This window comes from Solitalea lacus (assembly GCF_022014595.1).
Classification (GTDB): Bacteria; Bacteroidota; Bacteroidia; order Sphingobacteriales; family Sphingobacteriaceae; genus Solitalea; species Solitalea lacus.
The window spans coordinates 3,215,746-3,238,433 of sequence record NZ_CP091740.1 but is presented as its reverse complement, the minus strand read 5'-3'; the positions used below and the strand labels follow the sequence as shown (position 1 = coordinate 3,238,433).

The 22,688-nt window shown below is 36.8% G+C and carries 20 protein-coding genes; 9 read left to right on the top strand and 11 right to left on the bottom strand.

Annotated features, from left to right (window positions below):
* Positions 1–72 precede the first annotated feature (72 nt).
* From aroC to aroB, 5 genes are all read right to left on the bottom strand, one after another.
* The gene (gene aroC / locus L2B55_RS14055) at positions 73–1,146 is read right to left on the bottom strand and encodes a chorismate synthase (RefSeq protein WP_237846766.1); all 1,074 of its coding nucleotides are present in this window, start codon (positions 1,144–1,146) and stop codon (positions 73–75) included.
* Positions 1,147–1,213: 67 nt separating this feature from the next.
* Positions 1,214–2,500 carry a 3-phosphoshikimate 1-carboxyvinyltransferase gene (gene aroA, locus L2B55_RS14050; RefSeq protein ID WP_237846765.1) on the bottom strand — a complete coding sequence of 429 codons (1,287 nt, stop codon included), beginning with the start codon at positions 2,498–2,500 and terminating at the stop codon, positions 1,214–1,216.
* Positions 2,501–2,582: 82 nt separating this feature from the next.
* A complete protein-coding gene (locus L2B55_RS14045; RefSeq protein WP_237846764.1) occupies positions 2,583–3,686 on the bottom strand; it encodes a chorismate mutase in 1,104 nt (367 codons plus the stop codon).
* Positions 3,687–3,765: 79 nt separating this feature from the next.
* Entirely contained in the window at positions 3,766–4,593 is an 828-nt protein-coding gene (locus tag L2B55_RS14040) for a prephenate dehydratase (protein WP_237846763.1), read from the bottom strand.
* Positions 4,594–4,842: 249 nt separating this feature from the next.
* Positions 4,843–5,913, bottom strand: a complete 1,071-nt coding sequence (gene aroB / locus L2B55_RS14035) for a 3-dehydroquinate synthase (RefSeq protein ID WP_237846762.1) — start codon at positions 5,911–5,913, stop codon at positions 4,843–4,845.
* Between the two features lie 154 nt (positions 5,914–6,067).
* Here aroB and L2B55_RS14030 point away from each other — a divergent pair, with 154 nt between their 5' ends.
* Complete coding sequence (locus L2B55_RS14030) at positions 6,068–7,261, top strand: proline dehydrogenase family protein (RefSeq protein ID WP_237846761.1); 1,194 nt, start codon at positions 6,068–6,070, stop codon at positions 7,259–7,261.
* A 302-nt stretch (positions 7,262–7,563) separates the two neighbouring features.
* Positions 7,564–8,037, top strand: a complete 474-nt coding sequence (locus L2B55_RS14025) for a hypothetical protein (RefSeq protein ID WP_237846760.1) — start codon at positions 7,564–7,566, stop codon at positions 8,035–8,037.
* A gap of 53 nt (positions 8,038–8,090) precedes the next feature.
* On the opposite strand, the gene L2B55_RS14020 is transcribed toward L2B55_RS14025, so the two are convergent.
* Entirely contained in the window at positions 8,091–8,402 is a 312-nt protein-coding gene (locus L2B55_RS14020; RefSeq protein ID WP_237846759.1) for an Mpo1-like protein, read from the bottom strand.
* Positions 8,403–8,579: 177 nt separating this feature from the next.
* Here L2B55_RS14020 and lysS point away from each other — a divergent pair, with 177 nt between their 5' ends.
* Complete coding sequence (gene lysS / locus L2B55_RS14015; protein WP_237846758.1) at positions 8,580–10,292, top strand: lysine--tRNA ligase; 1,713 nt, start codon at positions 8,580–8,582, stop codon at positions 10,290–10,292.
* A gap of 82 nt (positions 10,293–10,374) precedes the next feature.
* Here the strand turns inward: lysS and L2B55_RS14010 are convergent, their stop codons facing one another.
* Complete coding sequence (locus L2B55_RS14010; protein ID WP_237846756.1) at positions 10,375–10,815, bottom strand: hypothetical protein; 441 nt, start codon at positions 10,813–10,815, stop codon at positions 10,375–10,377.
* Positions 10,816–10,982: 167 nt separating this feature from the next.
* Between L2B55_RS14010 and ung the strand changes: the two genes are divergently transcribed.
* A complete protein-coding gene (ung, locus tag L2B55_RS14005; protein WP_237850296.1) occupies positions 10,983–11,663 on the top strand; it encodes a uracil-DNA glycosylase in 681 nt (226 codons plus the stop codon).
* Here the strand turns inward: ung and L2B55_RS14000 are convergent.
* Positions 11,650–12,126 (bottom strand): Lrp/AsnC family transcriptional regulator, encoded by a 477-nt coding sequence (locus L2B55_RS14000; protein ID WP_237846755.1) that lies wholly within the window; start codon positions 12,124–12,126, stop codon positions 11,650–11,652. The genes ung and L2B55_RS14000 overlap by 14 nt on opposite strands.
* A gap of 122 nt (positions 12,127–12,248) precedes the next feature.
* Between L2B55_RS14000 and L2B55_RS13995 the strand changes: the two genes are divergently transcribed.
* From L2B55_RS13995 to smpB, 3 genes are all read left to right on the top strand, one after another.
* On the top strand, positions 12,249–12,905 hold the full coding sequence (locus L2B55_RS13995) for a metal-dependent transcriptional regulator (RefSeq protein ID WP_237846753.1): 657 nt from the start codon (positions 12,249–12,251) through the stop codon (positions 12,903–12,905).
* Positions 12,906–12,910: 5 nt separating this feature from the next.
* The gene (locus L2B55_RS13990) at positions 12,911–14,797 is read left to right on the top strand and encodes an Nramp family divalent metal transporter (protein WP_237846752.1); all 1,887 of its coding nucleotides are present in this window, start codon (positions 12,911–12,913) and stop codon (positions 14,795–14,797) included.
* An 86-nt stretch (positions 14,798–14,883) separates the two neighbouring features.
* Positions 14,884–15,336 (top strand): SsrA-binding protein SmpB, encoded by a 453-nt coding sequence (gene smpB / locus L2B55_RS13985; protein ID WP_237846751.1) that lies wholly within the window; start codon positions 14,884–14,886, stop codon positions 15,334–15,336.
* Positions 15,337–15,397: 61 nt separating this feature from the next.
* Here the strand turns inward: smpB and L2B55_RS13980 are convergent, their stop codons facing one another.
* Positions 15,398–16,042, bottom strand: a complete 645-nt coding sequence (locus L2B55_RS13980; protein WP_237846750.1) for a protein-L-isoaspartate(D-aspartate) O-methyltransferase — start codon at positions 16,040–16,042, stop codon at positions 15,398–15,400.
* A 116-nt stretch (positions 16,043–16,158) separates the two neighbouring features.
* On the opposite strand from L2B55_RS13980, the gene L2B55_RS13975 reads away from it, so the two are divergent.
* The gene (locus L2B55_RS13975) at positions 16,159–16,839 is read left to right on the top strand and encodes a hypothetical protein (protein WP_237846749.1); all 681 of its coding nucleotides are present in this window, start codon (positions 16,159–16,161) and stop codon (positions 16,837–16,839) included.
* Here the strand turns inward: L2B55_RS13975 and priA are convergent.
* Positions 16,836–19,319 (bottom strand): replication restart helicase PriA, encoded by a 2,484-nt coding sequence (gene priA / locus L2B55_RS13970; RefSeq protein WP_237846748.1) that lies wholly within the window; start codon positions 19,317–19,319, stop codon positions 16,836–16,838. The genes L2B55_RS13975 and priA overlap by 4 nt on opposite strands.
* 71 nt (positions 19,320–19,390) lie before the next feature.
* A complete protein-coding gene (locus L2B55_RS13965; RefSeq protein ID WP_237846747.1) occupies positions 19,391–19,783 on the bottom strand; it encodes a DUF423 domain-containing protein in 393 nt (130 codons plus the stop codon).
* A gap of 110 nt (positions 19,784–19,893) precedes the next feature.
* On the opposite strand from L2B55_RS13965, the gene L2B55_RS13960 reads away from it, so the two are divergent.
* A complete protein-coding gene (locus L2B55_RS13960; protein WP_237846745.1) occupies positions 19,894–22,620 on the top strand; it encodes a DUF3352 domain-containing protein in 2,727 nt (908 codons plus the stop codon).
* Positions 22,621–22,688: the final 68 nt, after the last annotated feature.

Genomic DNA, 22,688 nt, shown 5'->3' with positions numbered 1-22,688 from the left:
ATACTTATTTATAAATTTATTTTATTTCTCTTTTAGATGAAGTAATGGAAAAAAAAAGAGGCCGAAGCCTCTTTATATTTTAGCATTTTTATTTCGCAAATAATGATCTGCTAATACTAAAGCAGTCATTGCCTCAACAATAGGAACTGCTCTGGGAACAACACAGGGATCATGGCGACCTTTGCCATGCAATTCTACCTTATTACCGTCTTTGTCTACTGTTTCTTGACCTTGCATAATAGTTGCCACTGGTTTAAATGCTACCCGGAAATAAATATCCTGGCCATTGGAGATCCCTCCCTGGATACCGCCTGAGTTATTGGTTCTGGTTGAAAAATCCGTTTCGAACAAATCATTATGCGACGAACCTAGCATGGTTGCTCCTTCAAAGCCCGAGCCGTATTCAAAACCATGTACAGCGTTGATACTTAACATAGCCTTTCCCAAATCGGCATGTAGTTTATCGAATACTGGTTCTCCTAAACCTACGGGCACTTGTTGAGCGATGCAGGTTACCACACCGCCAACAGTATCACCTGCTTTGCGTACACTATCAATGTAAGCAATCATTTCTTGCGCTTTTTCTGGATCCGCACAGCGCAGAATATTGTTTTCCGCCTCTGCCAGATTAAGCTCACTGTAAGGTTTTTCAACTTTCATTGCTCCCACTGCGCTTACATAAGCACTTATTTCAATGCCTGCAACTTGCTTTAAGAGTAACTTAGCAATAGCCCCGGCTGCAACACGGGCAGCAGTTTCACGGGCTGAAGAGCGTCCGCCTCCTCGATGATCTCTTATGCCGTATTTAGTTTGGTACGTATAATCAGCATGAGAAGGACGGAATGGACCTACGTTATGATCATAGTCTTTTGAACGCTGATCTTCGTTGGGAATTAAAAAAGTAATAGGGGTTCCAGTTGATTTACCTTCAAATATTCCTGAAAGAATTTGCGCTGTGTCAGACTCCTTTCGTTGAGTGGTGATTTTCGACTGTCCTGGTTTTCGACGATCCAACTCTGATTGAACAAAGTTTAGATCTAATTCCAGGCCTGCCGGACAGCCATCAATGATTACACCTATTGCAGTTCCGTGTGATTCGCCAAATGTTGTTATTCTGAATGCTTCTCCGAATGTATTGCCTGCCATATTATAATTACGATTCTAGGTTTTAGAAGTAAATTAATTTATAGATCTAAAACTGTAATTCTAAAACTTAATTGCTCGTTATAGCTTTATCAAACTCAAATCCCACACTTTCTAAATCCCCCCAAAAATGCGGGTATGATTTTCCGGTTACTTGAGGATCCTCAACTTCCAAAGCGTCGACCTTTAAAGCCAATGGTGCAAAAGCCATTGCCATACGATGGTCGTGATAGGTATTGATAAAAACAGCCGAATTCTGTGTTAAAATATCGGAAGCTTGAAGAGGTTCTATCGAACTTTTCGAACAATCAAGATGATAGTTTAACCCATCTTGAGTGATCGTTACACCAAACTTACCCAGCTCGTTTTGGAGAGCAGCTACGCGATCAGTTTCTTTAATTTTTAAACTTTCCAGACCTGTAAACGTGCAGTTGTGACCTTGACCTGCACAGATTACCGCAAGGGTTTGTGCAATATCCGGGCAGTGTTCAAAATCAATAAAGTTGGTTGTAATTTCATCCGAAACTTTGGTTAACCGAATACCATCTGTTTCAAATGTTGTTTTTACCCCAAAATCTTCCATTATTTTTGCAATCACACTATCACCCTGCAAACTAAATCCTTTTAAACCGGTTAGCTTGATTTCTGCATGGTCAGAGAGGGCGGCTAATGAATACCAGTAAGAAGAACCGCTCCAGTCAGGTTCAATAAATAAGTTATTTGGTTGATAATCCTGATGCGGAATCACTATTGCGCCTTCCTGCCAACTATGCTGAATACCCAACTCTTTCATCATGGCCAGTGTCATTTCAATATAGGGTCGAGAAGCTACCGTGCCTGTTAGGTTTAAAATCAAACCTTGAGGCAGGGTAGGGGCAATCATTAACAATGCTGAAATATACTGACTACTTACACTTCCGTTTATCGAAATATTATTGGTTAAGGTTAAGTCTTTTCCTCTGATTTTCAATGGAGGATAACCCTCTTTTCCTGCATATTCAATGTCGGCGCCTAGTTCTTTCAACGCATCAACCAGCAATTTAATTGGCCTTTCCAGCATGCGGTGTGTTCCGGTTAAAAGCCATTCTCCGGGCGTAACGGATAGGAATGCTGTTAAGAAACGCATTGCAGTTCCAGCTGGGCCAACATTTATCTCAGTCAAATGATTTTTTATGTCTGTTGTTAGAAGCTGTTGAAGTGTTACAGTATCGTCGGCAATGGAAAGATTCCTAATTTCGAAAGGATGCTTACAAAGTGCCTGCATAATAAGTGCGCGGTTGCTTTCACTCTTAGAACCAGGCAGTGTAATCTCTCCGTTTATGTTATGAGTTGTAGTTTTTACTAAAATACTATTCATATAAACTGATTACATTGATTAGGCATGATTACCCTGATTGAGCAATAGGAGGCATCATACCTAATCTGTGAAATCTTTTTAATTAAGCGTGCTCAACCGGTTTGGTGTTCATAATTTCTGTTTGACGACGGATCGACTCGCTGTGAATCAGGTCTAGTAAACGGTGAGTGAACGGTTCGCTTAAGTTTAACGCTTTTGCAAATGAAGTACGTTTAGCCATAATTTCTTCCCAGCGATTAACCTGAAGAATAGTAACGTCGTTGTCACGTTTGTATTCACCGATTTTTTCCACAATTGACATACGCTCAGCCATTTTTTGGATTATCTGGTCGTCAAGTTTGTCAATCTGTTGGCGAAGTTGTTCTAATTTACTTACAAATTCTACGTTTTGTGATTCTGGTTTACGCAACGTTAAATTGTTAATCAAAGTAACGAGCGCTTCAGGTGTAACTTGTTGTTTTGCATCAGTCCAAGCTGTTTGCGGGTTAATATGGCTTTCGATCATTAATCCCTGCATGTCAAGGTCCATTGCTTTTTGCGAAATGTAAGGCAACAACTCACGATTACCGCAAATGTGACTTGGGTCAACAATAATTGGCAGTTCCGGGTGCTGTGTTTTTAAGTTGATAGCCATTTCCCACATTGGTTCATTGCGGAAAGCCGATTTTTCGAATGAAGAGAATCCACGGTGAATAGCGACCAATTTGTTGATACCTGCACGGTGTAAACGCTCAATTCCTCCGATCCATAATGATAAATCAGGGTTTACAGGATTTTTAATCATTACCGGAATATCAACACCTTTAAGAGCATCTGCAATTTCCTGAACCGAAAAAGGATTTACTGTTGTGCGAGCTCCTATCCATAAAACATCAACGCCTGCTTCCAACGACTCCTCCACGTGTTTTGCTGTAGCAACTTCACAAGTTACCGGAAATCCGGTTTCTTCTTTTACGCGTTGTAACCATTTTAAGGCTTCAGCGCCATGTCCTTCAAATTCACCTGGACGAGTACGCGGTTTCCAAACACCTGCACGGAATAAGCTAACTTTTCCTGTTTTTTTCAATCCATGCGCGGTTGCCATAACCTGATCTTCTGTTTCGGCACTGCATGGTCCGGCAATTACTAACGGTTCATTGCCGCTTGGGAACCAGTCGTTTAATGGAAGGACGTTGAATGATTTCATGTTGAATAGTTTTAATTTAACCTTATTATTATAATTTGTTTGTTTCTAATTAATGTGATCGCAGCTATGAGAGGTGAGTTTATTTCATTGGATTTTTTTGGTACTCTCCTAAAACAGCCAGATTCACTACAGTCTTTAATAGCTTACGCATACTGTGATCGTAGTCGTTTTCTTTTTCCCACTCTAAATCTACATAAAAGTTATAATCATTTGGTTTTCCGATAATTGGCATAGATTGGATCTTTGTAAGATTAATGTTGTTTTCAACAAAAATGTTTAAAACCTTAGCCAGAGAGCCAATAGTGTTACCTACCTGAAAGCAAATAGAAGCCTTATTGATTTCAGGAGATTCAACGCCATCCTTGGATAAAATCAGAAAACGGGTAAAGTTCTTTTTATTGGTTTCAATGCGACGCTCTAAAACTTCCAGATCATACATTTTTGCTGCGGTTAGATTTGCAATTGCCACTGTGTCGGTTAACAAATTCTCGCGTATGTTTTTTGCGCAAGCAGCTGTGTCGTTTTTTTCCAATACCTGCAAGTGCGGGAAATCTTCAAAGAAATCATTGCACTGGCGAATTGCAATAGGGTGAGAGTGAACATATTTGACATCTTCAAACTTTACCCCGGGTAATGCCAATAAATGCAATTGAATGTGCAGGTAAACTTCTCCAACAATTGGGAAATTGTACTCTTGCAATAAATTGTAGTTAGGCAACAAACTACCGGCAATTGAATTTTCTATGGCCATTACGGCATAATTGGCCTCGTTTTTCTTTACTGCTTCGCAAGTTTGTTTAAAAGTAACACACTCTACAATTTCAATGTCTTCACCGAAATATTTGTAAGCCGCTTCTTCGTGAAACGAAGCTCTTGTACCCTGAATTGCAACCCTTTTTCTGTTCATATTGTGCATAAAATGAAAAAGGTCCCGTCGCATTTGCGCCGGGACCTTTTATGTGAGTATATCTTTCGTATCTACATACTAGTCCCGGCTTTTACTAAAAAAGTAAAAGTAACCGAAGAACCAATATGCGTTGCTTAATAACATTCTTGTTTGTTTTGTGATTAGTACAAATGTAAAAGTCTTTTTGAGTAAAACAAAAAACTTTTGTTAAAAATTATAAATAATTTAAACTATTTTACTTTTTGTTAATTATTTGATAAGATTATTGTAGAATCGTATCGACTCTAATATATCTTCATTTGTGCATGAATGATTAATTGACGATGTGCCTATCGTATTGAGCAGGGTGAAATTGATTTTATCATCCTCATTCTTTTTGTCATTTTTCATGTAAGTAATCAATTCGTCGAAGCTTTCTTCTGAAACTGTATAGGCTGGATAGACTGATAAAATGAAGTCGTAGATTTCCTTTAATTCATCCTCACTTAAACCCGCATGTTTGGCTGATAGCCAACTTTCGGTAATCATACCAATAGCAATAGCTTCGCCATGAGTAAGTGGTTTTTCATCATTTTGCAATGAATAGCTCTCAACAGCATGTCCGATGGTATGGCCAAAATTTAGTTTTTTGCGGATGTTCTTTTCGTGAGGATCTTCAGTAACTATTTCATTTTTGATTTCTACCGATCGGTAAATAATTTTTTCATCAACATTACTGAAGTCAAACGACTTTATAGCTTTAAAATAGGCCTTATCCATTATCAGACCGTGTTTAATAATTTCTGCAAAGCCTGAAATCAATTCTCGTTGAGGCAGGGTTTGTAAAAAGTTAGGATCTATAATGACTAATTGAGGGTTCGTAAAAGTTCCCACCATGTTTTTTACAGCATCAACATCGATTCCTGTTTTACCCCCAACCGAAGCATCAACCTGAGAAAGTAGTGTAGTGGGTATTTGGAGAAAATCAATGCCTCGTTTGTAAGTAGCTGCCGCGAAACTTCCCATATCAGTTACCACGCCACCCCCTAAATTGATTACTAAACCTTTGCGGTCAGCACCAAAATCAAGGAGCATTTTCCAAATACCTATACATATATCAATGTTCTTGTTTTCTTCACCGGCATCAATTTCAATAATATCATGAGGTATATCACCAGCAATATGCAAAGCAATACCAGGATAACAATGCTCTCCGGTATTGGTGTCGACCAAAAAGAAAATTTTTGAATAAGTACGTTGTTTTAGAAAACTGATCAATAGTTCGGCTGCATCTCCGAAAACTACTTTATATCCTGAACTTTGGATGGGTTGTAAACTCATGGCGCCAAATTACGATTTCCAGTCGAATTCAATCAGGTTTTAAGCTTAGAACTACCACGTTTAAACAAAAGTTAATTGTTAACTGATTGTAATTTAATTGTTTAAATATATATCTGTTTTGTGCTTCAAATTGTAAAAAATGTATCTTTGCGCCATGATAGAGAGTCAGCCCGTAAAATCATCAGTTTTATCCTTTGATAATACAGAAATTGCGTTTTCGCATATGTCGAATGGAGAGTTGAAAAAAGCATTCTGGCTTTTTAAAGTGATCAACATTAATTTCCTTGTAAAGATTGGTCCTCCTTTAACAAATTTTGCCTTGAATATTGGTCTGCCAATAGAAGGCATAATCCGCAAAACTATATTCAATCATTTTTGTGGAGGAGAGAGCATTAAGGATTGTGAAGCAACTATTAATCAACTCTCAAATTATCAGGTTGGTACTATATTAGATTATTCTGTTGAAGGTGAGCACAATGAAAAAGCCTTTGACGAAACCTGTCAAGAAATTATAGCGACCATTGGTCGTGCAACAAAAGATAAAAAAGTTCCGTTTTCGGTATTCAAAGTTACTGGTATTGCTCGATTTGACCTTTTAGATAAAATTCAACGCGGTGAAACCTTAACTTCAAATGAGAATGACGAATGGTTGAGAGTTCGCTCACGTGTTGATATGATTTGCCATGCAGCCTATCAGGCAGGCATTCCTGTTATGATTGATGCCGAAGAAAGCTGGATACAAGATACAATTGATAATCTTACAATTGAGATGATGCAAAAGTACAACCGCATCGATCCGATTGTTTACAATACATATCAAATTTACCGTCATGATCGTTTGGCTTTTTTGAAAAAGAATTTTGCTGAAGCTGAATCCAGTAATTATTATTTGGGTGCTAAATTAGTTCGTGGTGCTTACATGGAAAAAGAGCGTAAAAGAGCTGCCGAAATGGGCTATGAATCACCAATTCAGCCTAATAAATCAGCTACTGACCGTGATTATGACGAGGCTGTTAAGTTCTGTGTTGAGCATTTGAATAGGGTGGCTTTTGTTGCAGGAACCCATAATGAAGCAAGTTGCATGAAGCTTGTAAAACTGATGGAAGAGCATGGAATTGAGGCTCAAAATTCTAAAGTGTATTTTTCTCAGCTGTTAGGTATGAGTGATAATTTGAGCTTTAATCTTTCACATGAGAAGTTTAATGTAGTTAAATACGTCCCTTATGGCCCTGTAAAAGCTGTATTGCCTTACCTTTTCAGAAGAGCTCAGGAGAACACTGCTATAGCCGGACAGATGGGACGAGAACTTGGTCTTATCTTAAAGGAAAAACAACGCAGAGGGATTTAATGTAATGCTGCACCTCTTCAAGGTGTTGTCGGTTATGTGATATAAAGTTTTAAGAATAAGTTTAAAAGCTGTGTCAATAATGACGCAGCTTTTTTTATTTTTTGAATTTGATCTTAATCATCTCAAAACTCGGATCTAATTGGTTGTAGGGTAGGTTTTGGTCTATTTTTTGATAAAAGTTTTTTGCTTAAACATGTTGTAATCCTATTGATTAAGTGATTTTTAACTTATATTTAAGTATGAGACTCTCACATTGAGAGTTCAGTATACCATTTGACCTTTAAAAACTAATAACTATACACATGAAAAGTATATCATCTCTAATCTACCCTTTAATTGTATTAGTAATAACAGCCTGCGGGGGAAGCGAAAGTAAGGAACAAATTGACGCTGCTCATAAAACTACTTTAATGCAAGTTGCTGCAATGGATTCACTTTACAATCTGATGATTGCCCAGCAGGTTCGAACAGTAACAGAACGAGATGAGATAGTTAAAGCTGTTAAAAATGAAAGTGATAGCGCTTATTTGGCATTACGTGACCGTGTAAAAGGTAATTTATTACATCAGCGGGCATTGATTGATTCAATGAAGATAGAAGTTGAAAAGCATCAAAGATTTTTAAAGGATATTCCTGTATTGGAGAAAGGACGTCGACAAATTAAAGCCGATCAAGCATTATTATCCCAAACACAAGAAAAGCTTGAAAAACAATATATGGACTCCCAGGCGAGTATGAAGTCATTAAGATTATATGTAGATGAAGGAATCAAATAGTGTTTTTAAGAGAATCGGCTATTACATCTTAATAATCTAATAGCCGTTCTATTTTATAATTTCTGTTTTCCCGCCAGTATGTCAAAAAAAAGCTTAAAGTCGCTACCTAAGCTATATAACGGGTATTGAAAAGTAGCCGGTTTATTTTTCTCAAAAAAGAAATGACCAACCCAGGCAAAACCATAACCAACAAACGGAATTAACAATAATAACCAAGCACTATGAAAAAGCATTGAGGCCGGAAGTAATAAAATGACTAATCCGGTACCGATGAAGTGTAATCTTCTGCTTGTATTGTTTTGATGTTCAGTTAGGTAAAAAGGATAAAACTCTTTAAAGGTTTTATATTTTTTTTCTGTAGCCATAGTTGGTAACTTCTAATTAAATCTTCAAAAATATAATAAAACTTAAGTGAATTGAAAAAAATGAAGGTTGAGTGGAGGGAAAAGTAAATAATCTTCTTGTGTAATTTTCAAATTATCAGGGCTGTTGGCTTAAAATCCCTATATTTGCACTCCAATTTTAAGATAAGAGATAATACCATGCTAAACGAACAGGAAATTCAACGTCGTGAAGGATTGAAAGAATTACGCCAGTTAGGCATCAATCCATATCCTGCTGAATTATTTGAAGTTAACGCTCATGCTAAACAGATAAAAGATAATTTTAAGGAAGGTAGTACTGAATTTCAGTCAGTATCACTGGCTGGTCGTATTATGACCAAGCGGATTATGGGAAGTGCCTCGTTTGCAGAACTGCAAGATGCTTCAGGTAGAGTTCAGCTGTATGTTGCCCGTGATGAGATCGCTCCTGGAGAAGACAAAGCATTATATAATACTGTTTTTAAGAAAATTTTAGATATTGGAGATTTTATAGGTGTTACTGGTTATGCGTTTATTACCAAAACCGGTGAAATCTCTATTCATGTTAGCTCTCTAACAGTGCTAAGTAAATCACTAAAACCATTACCAGTGGTAAAACGTGATGACGAAGGACATGTTTATGATGGATTTACTGATCCGGAGATGCGTTATCGTCAGCGTTATGTTGATTTAACGGTAAATCCTGAGTTTAAGAATATTTTTATCACCCGTTCTAAGTTGATCAGTACCATGCGTCAGTATTTTGACTCGCATGGATGGTTGGAAGTTGAAACGCCAATTTTACAGGCGATTCACGGTGGTGCAGCAGCTCGCCCGTTTAACACTCATCACAATACGCTTGATATGCCTTTGTTTTTGCGTATTGCCAATGAGCTGTACTTAAAACGACTAATTGTTGCGGGTTTTGATGGTGTGTACGAGTTTGGGAAAATGTTCCGAAATGAAGGTATGGATCGTACGCACAATCCTGAGTTTACTTCAATGGAAATTTATGTAGCCTATAAAGACTACAAATGGATGATGACCATGACGGAAGAAGTGATTGAAAAGGTTGCTTTAGCATTGCATGGTACAACGAAAGTACAAGCCTGGGGTAATGAAATTGATTTTAAAGGACCTTACGAGCGTTTGACAATGTACGGCTCTATTGAAAAGTATACAGGTATTGATGTTTCAAAAATGCATGAAGCTCAACTGCGTCAAGTTTGTGAGGAGCTTAAAATTGATATTGATGATACCATGGGTAAAGGTAAATTAGTAGATGCTATTTTCGGTGAGAAAGTAGAACATTTATTAATTCAGCCAACGTTTATCACTGATTACCCAATTGAAATGACTCCTTTGGCGAAAAAACATCGTTCAGAAGAAGGTTTGGTTGAGCGTTTTGAGTTGTTTGTAAACGGTAAGGAAATAGCTAATGCATACTCAGAATTGAATGACCCTATTGATCAGCGTGAGCGTTTTGAAGAACAATTAAAGCTTGCTGCTCGCGGAGATGATGAAGCAATGGCTATGGATGAAGACTTCTTACGTTCATTGGAATATGGTATGCCTCCAACTGCCGGTTTAGGTATTGGTATCGATCGTTTAACTATGCTGATGACTAATCAAAGTACCATTCAGGAAGTATTATTCTTCCCTCAAATGCGTCCAGAGAAGAAAGCTACTGTTAGCACAGATGAAGACTTCGTTGCTATAGGCGTTCCTGTTGAGTGGGTGCAGGTAATTCGTAAAATGGGTTTCAATACCATTGAGGATTTTAAATCCGCGAATCCGAACAAAGTATTTAACGATATGGGAGGGTTAAAAAAGAAAATGAAGCTTGATCTTAAAAATCCATCTTTGGATGAAGTAAAAGCTTGGATTGAATAATCTCTTGATTTATACTGAACAAAATATTAAACGCGTTACTGTTTGGTAACGCGTTTTTTAATTTACAATAAACTGGCCTATATTATTTACGTTTATAAACAAGTTTGGTAGCAATCTGACCGTCTGCATTAACATCAATCATAACAATTGTAAGGTCAGTTGTGGTAAGAGAGTAATTGCCGAAAACCGTCTCAGGCGCATTCTGTCCAGTTTTTACTAAAATTGTACTGCCGTCAATTCTGTAATAAAGAGAGGTGATGACTGCGTTGCCGTCTGCATCAACCTGAGAAATTATTTTATCCACCTTAAATTCGATTTCAAGCTTATCTTTTTCCGCAAATTGAGAAATTGGTATGGCAAAGCTGCTGGAAAGTTCGTTTTTACTATTGTAGTTTAATACTTCAGCACTTTGCAGTTTCCAGCTTCCTTCAAAGGTAGGCTGAGGTTCCGCATCATTTTTGCATGAAACAAGTAATGAAATGCTGGTCAACAATGTCAAGATTAAAAAAGTAATTTTTTTCATATGATGGTTGTAATTGTTTGTAATAAAATATAATCAATAGTTTATATCCTTAATACGGTAAAAGATAATTGATAGTTACGAAGTTTTAAACAATATCTTTTACCGTAAAGCAGCATTCAGAAACTTGTTGAGAGCTAGATTTTGTATCTTGCGACAAAATGAATACTATATCTTTTGCATTGGAGCCGTCATGGCTGACTGTTTTAGAAGAGGAGTTTGAAAAAGAGTACATGAAACAATTACGTACTTTTTTACAAGATGAAAAAAGCAAGGGCTTTACAATTTATCCTAATGGAGCAGATATATTTAATGCATTTAACTTTACCCCTTTTGAAAAAGTTAAAATTGTAATCATTGGACAAGATCCTTATCATGGGGAAGGTCAAGCGCATGGCTTATGTTTTTCGGTGCAAAAAGGTGTATCAGTGCCACCATCATTAAAAAACATCTATAAAGAGCTTGAAGCTGATTTAGGTATCGACGTTGCTAATCACGGATCGTTAACAGAATGGGCTGAGCAAGGTGTTTTGTTATTAAATGCAACGTTAACCGTACGCGCCAATCAAGCAGGATCACATCAAAACAAAGGTTGGGAGCTGTTTACGGATAGGGTTATTAGGAAATTATCAGAACAGAAAGAAGGGTTGGTGTTTATTTTGTGGGGTAATTTTGCTAAAAACAAATCTACATTAATTGATCAAAATAAACATTTTGTATTAACAGCAGCCCATCCGTCACCATTTTCAGCTTATAATGGGTTTCTGGGCTGCAGGCATTTCTCTAAAGCTAATGCATTATTACAGCAACAAGGCTTAACTCCGGTTAACTGGCAAATTACTTGTCAATAACGATTGGGAGAGAAGGCTTTACATTGCTAGAAAGGATCATCATGGTGCTTTGGTGGCCGATTTCTTCAATCTTGCTCATTTTTTCCAAGATAATTTTTTCATAGCTTTTCATATCCTTAGCTACCAGCTTAACCACAAAATCAGATGAGCCGGTTACGTGGTGACATTCTACTACTTCATCAATTTCATTAATCTTTTTAATGAATTTATTACGGGAATCAGGGATGTTGAGGTTAATAGTAATTTGAATAAAGCATTTTACTGTAAACCCTAATGATTCCTCATCTACTGAAGCGTGATAACTTTTAATGTAACCTTGGTTTTCGAGCTTACGAACGCGTTCCAGCGTTGGTGCAGGCGATAATCCAATTTCGTTGGAAAGCTGAAGATTCGTAATTCTTCCGTCTTTTTGCAATAGCTTGATTATGTGTAAGTCTATTTTATCGAGGTGGTGTCCGTTCATTGTTTTATTTTTCGTGCAAATTAGCGAATTTATTTACCACCAAACAATATTTTGCCAAAAAAAAATTTGGGTATTTTAGATTAGTCTAAAAAATATATTAGCTTTGACTGTTTTTATTAAGGATGAATTCATTTACAGAGGAAAATTATTTAAAGGCAATATTTAAATTAACTGAAAACAGCGTAGGAAACGTAACCACCAATGCTATTGCGGAAGCAATGAATACCAAAGCTGCCTCGGTTACCGATATGATTAAAAAACTAGCTGAGAAGAAGTTGGTTAACTACGCTAAGTATCAAGGTGTTAGTTTGACAAAAAAAGGTGAAGAGATTGCCGTGCAAATTATCAGGAAGCATCGATTATGGGAGTGTTTCTTGGTTAATAAACTTCATTTTAAATGGGATGAAGTACATGAAATTGCCGAAGAGCTTGAGCATATCAATTCAGATAACCTGATTAATCGTCTTGATGAATTTTTAGGTTTTCCTAAATACGATCCTCATGGTGATCCTATTCCGTCAAAAAACGGTGTTTTTTCAGCCAATAACTTTTATAAACTATTGAAATTAGAAGTAGGAGACTCTGGTAAAATTGCTGGAGTATCCGATCATAGTAACTCATTTCTTCAATTTCTTGAAAAGCAGCAATTGGGGTTAGGGACATCTATTTATATAACTGAAAAAAATGAATACGACCAATCTGTGCTGATAAGTCTGGCAGATGGTAGAAATCTGTTTTTAAGTAAAGAAGTAGCAAATAACATTCTGATAGCGAAGTAAGCAATATGGCAGAAGTTCAAACAACAACCTCCTTAGGCGAAGTACACTCAAGCGTAAGTATTCCTCAACATAAAAGCACTTGGAAACGTTTTCTGGCGTTCGTTGGCCCGGCTTATATGGTAAGTGTTGGTTATATGGATCCGGGTAACTGGGCTACCGACATTGCCGGTGGAAGTAAATTCGGTTATCATTTGATTTGGGTGCTTCTAATGTCAAATTTAATGGCGCTGTTGCTGCAAAGTTTAAGTGCTCGTTTAGGCATTGTAAGAGGCTTGGACTTGGCGCAAGCTTCCCGTAAAACCTATCCCAAGTTCATTAATATATCGCTTTATTTCCTGGCTGAAATAGCCATTGCTGCATGTGACCTGGCTGAGGTAATAGGAATGGCCATCGGACTTAAATTGCTGTTTGGTCTACCTTTAATTTGGGGTGTTTCAATAACTGTGTTTGATACGCTTATTATTCTCTTCCTGATGAATAAGGGCATTAGAACCATGGAAGTTTTTATTGTTTCGATGGTTTCAATTATTGGCCTGTCATTTTTGGTTGATGTTTTTATCGCTCAACCTGATTTTGGAGAAGTTGCAAAAGGTTTTAAGCCCTCTATTTTAGGAGGGGATGCTCTTTATATAGCGATTGGAATAATAGGAGCTACAGTAATGCCACACAATCTGTATTTACACTCATCCTTAGTGCAGACACGAAAGATTGGTGGTGAGCGAAAAAGCCTTAGAGAGGCCCTCAAGTTCAATTTTTTTGATACTACGATTGCACTGAATCTTGCATTTTTTGTTAACGCGTCTATTTTGATTTTGGCAGCCGCCGCATTTCATAACAATGGATATTATGACGTGGCTGATATTGAAGATGCTCATGAGTTGCTGACATCAATCTTCGGGTCATTAGCTCCGGCACTATTTGCAATTGCTTTAATTGCGTCCGGACAAAGTTCTACCATTACAGGAACCCTAGCCGGCCAAATTGTAATGGAAGGTTATTTGAACTTACGTATTAGGCCATGGTTACGTAGATTGCTTACTCGTTTAATTGCAATTGTTCCTGCCTTTGTAACTATTATTTGGTTGGGCGAGGAAAAACTAGGGGAATTATTAGTACTCAGTCAGGTGGTTTTAAGTTTGCAATTAGGGTTTGCAATAATTCCACTCATTCATTTTTGTAGTGATAGAATGCAGATGAATGGCTTTGCTATTAAATTATGGGTGAAAATATTGGCCTGGATTTGCGCAACGCTCATCATTTCGTTAAATGTAAAACTGGTGATAGAAGAAATTACAAGTTGGATTAAAACAGCAGGTAAAGATGTAATCTATATCTATATTTTTGTGATACCGATTGCCATTTTATGCGGTTGCTTACTAATCTATGTGATTTTCTCGCCTTTTGTTAGAAGGAAAAGCCCTAAAGACGACTTTTTGCCTCACGGAGAAGCTTTGGATCTCGAGTCTCCTGAAATTATATTCTATAAAAACATTGCCGTAACAGTTGATTTTTCAGAAATGGATAAGCACTCAATTCGTAATGCTTTGGTTCAAGGGGGCAAAGATGCTTCCTATACCTTGATCCATATTGTTGAAACAGCAGGGGCTCAATATCTTGGGCAGAATATTAATGATTTTGAAACCCGTAGTGATATCAGAAACCTGGAGAAATATGTAGCCGAGATTGAAGGAATGGGATATGATGTAAGCTATCAAATAGGCTATGGTAATCCGGCAAAAAGTATCTCTGAAATTGTAAATTCAAACCCGATTGATTTATTAGTAATGGGGGCACATGGTCATAAAGCCTTAAAAGATGTTATCTTTGGGGCCACAGTTGACACTGTAAGACACAAAGTAAAAGTGCCGGTGTTAATTATAAAACCACAATGATTGAGTGATAGGGGGAGAACAGGGCCACGGCATAAATCAGGCCATTTTTTCATCCAAACACTTTCTCGTACATTCATTAAATAGACATGTCGGGTAATAACATTAATATAAAGAATAAAAAGGCGTACTTCGAGTATCATATAATTGATAAGTATACTGCCGGAGTAAAGCTATTAGGAACCGAGATTAAGTCGGTAAGAGAGGGCAAAGTGAATATAAATGATGCATTTTGTGCTTTTATGGATAATGAGCTTTACATCCGCAATATGCACATTGCTGAATATTCGCATGGTTCATTTTATAATCATGAGGCTAAGCGTGACAGAGTTTTACTTTTGCAGAAAAAAGAATTAAAAAAATTAGCTCAAAAAACAAAAGAGAAGGGCTATACAATTGTGCCTCTTTACATGTTTATCAATGAGCGCGGTTTTGCTAAAATTGAGATTGCACTTGCTCAGGGGAAAAAAGAATTTGATAAACGCGAAAGTATTAAGGAGCGAGATGCAAAAGTAGAGATGGGCAGACTGAGGAAGTTTTAATAATGAGATTTACAATTTTAGATTTTAGGCTAAAATTGTAAATCTTGAATTGTCGACTTATTTACCAAGCCTTGTCACCAATAAGGGGTACGAACCTGAATTGGGCAAATTCTACCTTTTCAAACTCGTTTTCAGATATCCTTAAAACGGTTGTCATGGTTTGAACTTGTTCATCACCCACAGGGATAACCAAAATACCTCCAATTGCCAATTGTTTTAATAATGTTTCAGGAATACCAGGTGCTCCGGCGGTAACCAATATTTTGTTGAAAGGAGCCTGTTCCGGTATGCCCATAGAACCGTCCCCTAAATAAAAATGAGGGTGATAGCCTAATTTAGGCAAAAACTTAGTCGTTTTGTCATACAGCTCTTTTTGTCGTTCAATAGTATAGACTTCTGCACCCAGTTCCAATAGAATGGAGGTTTGGTAACCCGAACCTGTTCCAATCTCCAAAACTCTCTCTCCCGGTTGAATGTGCAATAGTTCTGTTTGGTAGGCTACCGTATAGGGTTGTGAAATAGTTTGCCCTGCATCAATTTTCAGCGCCTTATCAGCATAGGCAACCTCTGCAGTGTATTTGTCAACAAAAAAGTGTCGCGGAATCTTTTCAATAGAAATTAGAACCTTTTCATCTTTAATGCCTTTCTCTCTCAGCTGCTTAACCAATACTTTTCTTAATCCTTTGTGTTTATATGAATCGAGCATTAAATGTGAATTTTAATTAATAAAATATCAAAAATACAATAAATTTGACTCAATTTATGAAAGGGGGCGGTGAAAAAGCCAAACTCTTATTTGCTTTTCAAATCTAATTTATTCAAATGATCAAACTTAGACTATTATTTATCTTAACTCTTTTATTTTTATTTAGTAAACCATCAGAGGCTCAAAATATTTCGCCTTATAAGTATAGTTTTGGCCTTAATTTGGTAAGTTATAATGAGCAAATTCCTGTTGTAGGAACTGATTATAACAACAATGACTATGTTGCTAGCTATGCAAACGAATTAATATTTAAAGTTCGGAATAATCTTTTTTCTTTTCGCTTAGGTGCTAGATATAATCACTTTAACGATCAAAATCCAACGCCGGATTGTGCAACTTGTGCAAGCAATACTGGTAAGTATCAAAATTTAAAGGTTGGCTTAGGATTTGAACGCGAGTTTTTATACACATTAGTTCGTCCAGTAATCGGTTTAGATTTATTTTATTATCGATCAGATTATAAAGGGCAAACATTACCATCATTAGGGGTAGAATCAAATTATACAAATAACAGAAATGGAGCAGGGTTTTCTCCATTTATTGGTATTAAATTTTATCCTGTTGATCGAGTAACAATAATGGCTTCCTCATCAATTGAAAGTATTTGGTTTCATGAGAAATCAGAAACAGAAACCAATGGGATTAAATATTCAACTCCAGGACACTATTCGTTTGAAACTTATTTTAATCCTATTGCCGGGCTAACCCTGATATATAACTTTGGATCTGAGGATTAATAGGGATCAACATCAATCTTTATCAGGCTGTTGCGGTTCTCTTTTTGAGTATAAAAGCGTTCAATAGCAGCCTGAATTAGCTGTTTAACTTTACCAATTGAAACATTCTCTCTTTCAACCTTAATTAATATTGTTTTGATATAAAAATTACGGATTCTAACAATTAAAGGAAATTCAGGTCCTAAGACGCGTTTCCCTAATTGTAACTTCAGATCTTTGGCTAAAAACTCAGCTGATTCACTTACTTGGTTAAGGTCCCTGTTTTTAATGTCAATTTGAATTAAACGGAAAAATGGAGGATACTGGAAGCCACTACGCTCGGCCAATTCTGCCTTGAATAGCAAATCGTACTTATTGTACATTACCCACTCAATCACTTTATGCGAAGGTTGATTACTTTGAACAATTACTTTACCTCTACTATTTCTTCGGCCGGCACGTCCGCTAACTTGAGTCATTAATTGGTAGCTGCGTTCAAAAGCTCTAAAATCAGGATAATTGAGCATGGCATCGGCATTGAGAATGCCAATTAAACTGACATTTTCAAAGTCTAACCCTTTGGTGACCATTTGGGTTCCAACCAAAATATCAATTTTGCGTTCTTCAAAATCATTAATTAACTGTTGGTAGCCATATTTACTTCTGGTCGAATCGAGGTCCATGCGTGCAATACGTGCCGAAGGAAACATAATGGCAAGTTCATCTTCAATTTTTTCTGTACCAAAGCCTTTTTGTTCAACTTGGGTGCTGCCACATGCCGGACAACGATAGAAAATCTCTTCCTTAAATCCGCAGTAATGGCAGTGCAGTTTGTTATCATGTTTATGATAGGTGAGACTTATATCGCAATTAATGCATTTCGGTGTAAAACCGCAAGTCCCGCACACGAGCATAGGCGCATACCCTCTACGGTTTTGAAATAAAATTATCTGTTCTTTTTTGTTTAATGCCAACTCCATTTCTGTAAACAGTAAACTGGAGAAATGGGAGCGCATTGATTTTTGTTTACGCTCTTGCTGTAAATCAGCTACTTGAATTTCGGGAAGTTGAACACCTCCAAAACGTTCGACCAACGAAACCAATTTATAGCGACCGCTGGTTGCATTGAAGTAGCTTTCTACAGATGGTGTAGCCGATCCCAGAATTATTTTAGCGCCATGAAGGTGGGAGAGGTATAAGGCTGTATCGCGTGCATTATATCTCGGAGCAGGATCAAATTGCTTGAATGAGGTTTCATGTTCTTCATCAACAATAATCAACCCTAAATCGGCAAAAGGTAGAAATACTGATGAACGAGCCCCTAAAATGATCTTATATTGATTTTTAAGCGTTTTCTGCCAAATCTCAGCACGTTCATTGTCATTGTATTTGGAATGATAGACGCCAACATTGTCACCAAAATAGGCCTGCAAACGCTGAATCATTTGGGCCGTAAGGGCAATTTCAGGAAGGAGGTACAGTGTTTGTTTTCCGGTTTTTAAGCAGTCCTCAATAAGCTTTATGTAGATCTGTGTTTTGCCGGATGCAGTTACTCCATGCAATAAAACAGGCATGTTTTCCGTAAATCCCTGTAATATTTCAGTCAGTGCGCTTTCTTGTGCAACCGACAGTGTATAGTTTTTTATTAGTTCAATTTCGGGTTCCGAAAATCGGCTAACTTCTTTCTTTTCAATACGAAAAATATCCTTGTCAACCAATGCCGTGAAAGCTGCAGCCGAAGCACCACTTTCTTCCATTAATTCTTTTTTACTAACAGAGGATTTAATTTTTGAAAGATGGAGATACACCATCAATAAATCCACCTGTTTAGGAGCACGCTCAAGTAATTGAAACAGCTCTTTTAATTGTTCAGGACGATTGTAAGCTTTGTGCAGTTGTACAAATGTTTCAAATTTAGGCTTGTATCGGTTATTGAGTTCTTCAGAAACTAAAACAATTTGTTTTTCATTTAACGACTTAACGATAGGCATTACCAATTTTTGCCCCAGTACTTTCATGATGTCGTTAATACTCAACTCGTCTTTAATTTCAAGCGCATCAACAACTAGGTACTCCTTATCAGTAAGCAAGCTCTTATCGAATGTGTGGTCCCGATTCAGTAAAACTTTGGTTTCGCTAGCCAATTTCATGGCCGAAGGAAGGGCCGCATTCATTACTTCGCCAATGTAACACATGTAGTATGATGAAATCCACTGCCACATGCGTAATTGATTTTCGGTAATTAATGGCATGTCATCCAATATCGAAATGATATATTTAGCTTCATACAATGTTGGAGCATCAGTTGTCAGTTGATTTACCAGGGCGGTATATACTTTGTTTTTTCCGAACTGCACCACAACCCGTTGCCCAACTCTTATCTGTTGATTCAATTCATGCGGAACTCGATAGGTATAATTGCGCGAAATAGCCAATGGGAGTATCACCTCGGCAAATAACGTTACCCTGTCGTTATAATCACCATTATGAAGCTTAAGCATATAGGAATTGAGCTGTTAGATTTTCGATATTAAAAATAGACAACGCAAATTCGATGATAAGTTACTAACACTTACATTCGTTCGCGCATAGCTCCAATAAAGATTGACATCCAGCCAATAATAAAGGATATACCCCCGAATGGAGTTATGATGCCAATAAAAGTTGTGTTGCTTATGCCAATAAGGTCTTTTAAAGCCAAAATGTATAATGAACCGGAGAACAAAACAATTCCGGCAAGGAAAAACCAAACAGCTCTTAAAAATGAACTTTTAACGGATATTTTAGGGTAAAATGCCAAAACCAGCATCACCATAGTGTGGTAAAATTGATATTGAACTCCTTTTTCCCAAATAGAAAGCTGGTAATCATTAAGCAGAGGTTTAAGTCCGTGAGCCCCAAATGCACCCAGTCCTACAGCCAGAGCTCCGCAAATGGCTGCAATCATTAAAACTTGTTTTTGCATGAACGGAAGGTTAATCGTTTTATGAAATAAGCAACAAAATTAACAACAGTTTACAAGAAATAAACGTTAGAAAAGTGTAAAAGTATATTTTTGTTTATAAATCATTCTCAATGAATAAATTTTGGGCAACAGTGATATTACTGATTACAGCAGTAATCTCAGTGGCATACTTCTATTTTAAAAACTTAAACTCAAGTCTCTCGCAAACACAACCTTTTAAAGCTATTCCGGTTACGGCAGCTATAGTTGTTGATTTTCAGCATTCTGATGAACTTTTCTCCTTTTTTAAAAAGAGTGACATGTTTACTAATTTGTTTACATCTAACCAGAATGAAAAATTTAAACTGCTAAACAGCTATTTTCTTCAGCATGCTGATTTAGGAAAACAGCTTAAAAAAAGTCGGATGCTTGTATCTCTTCATCCTACAACAGCCGGAAATACCGAATTGTTATTTGTCGTTGCTATAGATAACCAAGAAGAACTGAAAAACTATTTTAAAAATTTGGATGATAATGAAACTGGATTAAAGTTTTCAACCAAGAAAATTGAAGATACCGACGTTTATGCAATTTCACTTGAAAATAAAGCAGTGTTTTCGCTGTGCAGAACAAATGGCATGTTGATTGGGAGTTTTGATGAGCAGTTGATAAGAGAGAGTATAGAAGTGCAAAGGAATACCGCTGCTCCTTCATTCGGGACGTTTTTTAAGGTGGAAAATGTTAAAAAAATGGCATTAAATGCTTCTCTTTACATTAATTATAAGCAATTGCCAGTAGTTGTTGATGCTTTCTTGAACAAGGCGGACCAGGGAGAATTCAATTTTTTGTCACAAATAGCTCAGTCAAGCTTTCTCAATCTTAATTTTAAAAGTGATGCACTTATGTTTAACGGCATTACTCAGGCAAGTCTTTCCAATGCAGAGTATTTAGCTTTGTTTTTAAATCAAAAAGCACAAAAAATTACAATTCCATCTGTTGTAGCCAACCAAACATCGGTTTTAATTGATTTCGGCATTAGTAACTATTCACAATTTAAAAAAGATCATAAAGTCTTTTTGGGGCAAAGCAAACAAATTGGAGCCTATGATACGTGGTTAGATTCATTCAATAAAATATATAAATCAGACTTTGAAAATGATTGGGCTGATTTTATGGGAAATGAATTCGCCTTGGCTATTTATGACAATGACGGTTTAACTGTAAGGGCAAATCATTTGGGGATTATCGCATTGAAAGATACTTCTAAAGCCTCCGCTTTTTTGAAGAATATTGTATATGTGGATAAAGGTAGAAGAAGCTCTCCTGCGTTTGAGCCTTTTTACAAGGGATATCCTGTTTTTTATTGCAGTTATCCTGATTTATTGAGCTCTGCATTGGGTGGCGTTTTTAAGGAAATCAGAAGACCTTACTTTACCATAGTGAATAATTGGCTTATTACCGCAGCATCTCAAGGAGTTTTGCAGCAGTTTATTGATGAATATCAATCTTTAAATTATCTGGATCAGGACAAAAGCTATCTAAGTTATAAGCAGTACATCAATGAGGAATCATCTGTTTTCGTTTATCTAAACTTTGCAAATAGCAAACGTATGCTCTTGAACGGAATACAAAAAGATTACTTTAATTACCTTTCCGCGGATCAAGGATTTAACAACTTTTATGGATTAACCTATCAGTTAAATACTAGTGGAGGGCAGTTTTTCAGTAATTTAAATTTGTTGTATCAACCTCATCAAAATAAACTTACCTCAAAAGACAACTCTAAATACACACTTGCAAAAACAATTAGTTTAGATGCCGATATGAATGCTGCTCCTGTTTTAATAAGCTCTTCGGCAGGAAAAAATAACTGGTTATTTACTGATATACAAAACCAATTGTATTTCTACACTGAAGAAGGGCGTTTGCTTTGGAAAGTAAAATTGGCAGAACCAATTATGGGAGAGGTTAAATCTGTTCAAAAAAATGGCAGTCCTTTGCTGATTTTTAATACAGCAAGTAAACTATATGTAACTGATGAAAACGGAAAGCCTTTACCTCATTTTCCGATTAGTTTTCGCAAACGTATTACTACTCCGGTGTCTTTGTTCGATTATGATAACAATAATGATTATCGCATTGTAACCACTTTGCAGGATCAGTCAATTTTAATATATGATTTAAATGGAAAGGCTCTTGAAGGCTGGAATCCCAAACGTAATGTTGGATTATTTAACCAATCCGTTCAGCTAGCCAAAGTAAGTGGAATTTCTTTTTTATTTGGCTATACAAATGATAATAGGTTTGTGTATTTCGATAGAAAAGGTAAACAACTTGCAACAGGAAAGGTGCCGGTTTTAATCAAAAATCAATTTTATCGGTCAACAGGAACAAACACTGCCAATTCAAAATATGTTAGTGCTGATACGGCTGGAAATGTAGTAACTGTGTTTTTTGATGGAAGGGTAAGAGAGAAAAGTTTAGGTGCCTGGTCTGGAGAGCATTTCTTTGCCTTGAAAAATATAGCAGGAGACTCAACACCCGAATATGTGTTTTTCGATAAGAATCATTTGTTTGTTTATTCAACTGATGGGTCATTGGTGTATGACTATGAGCCAGTTGGAGAGGCAGGCAATACTGTTCAGTTTTTTGAAGAACAACCCGAAAAATATTTAATTGGTTTAACAATACCTAAAGCTGGCGAGTTGTTAATGTTATCTGACAAGGGTGAAACGGTTTCAGGGTTTCCGTTAGAAGGCAATACCCCGTTTTTATATTACAATTCATCGATTTATGGTAAAAAATGTGTGGTAACCGGACTTTTAGGCAAAAAAGTTGCGGTGTATAAAATGAATTGAGTTAAACCGGACCTATAACTTTTTTAATTTTTAATTAACTCTTGATGCCTTAAGGTAAACGGCTTATC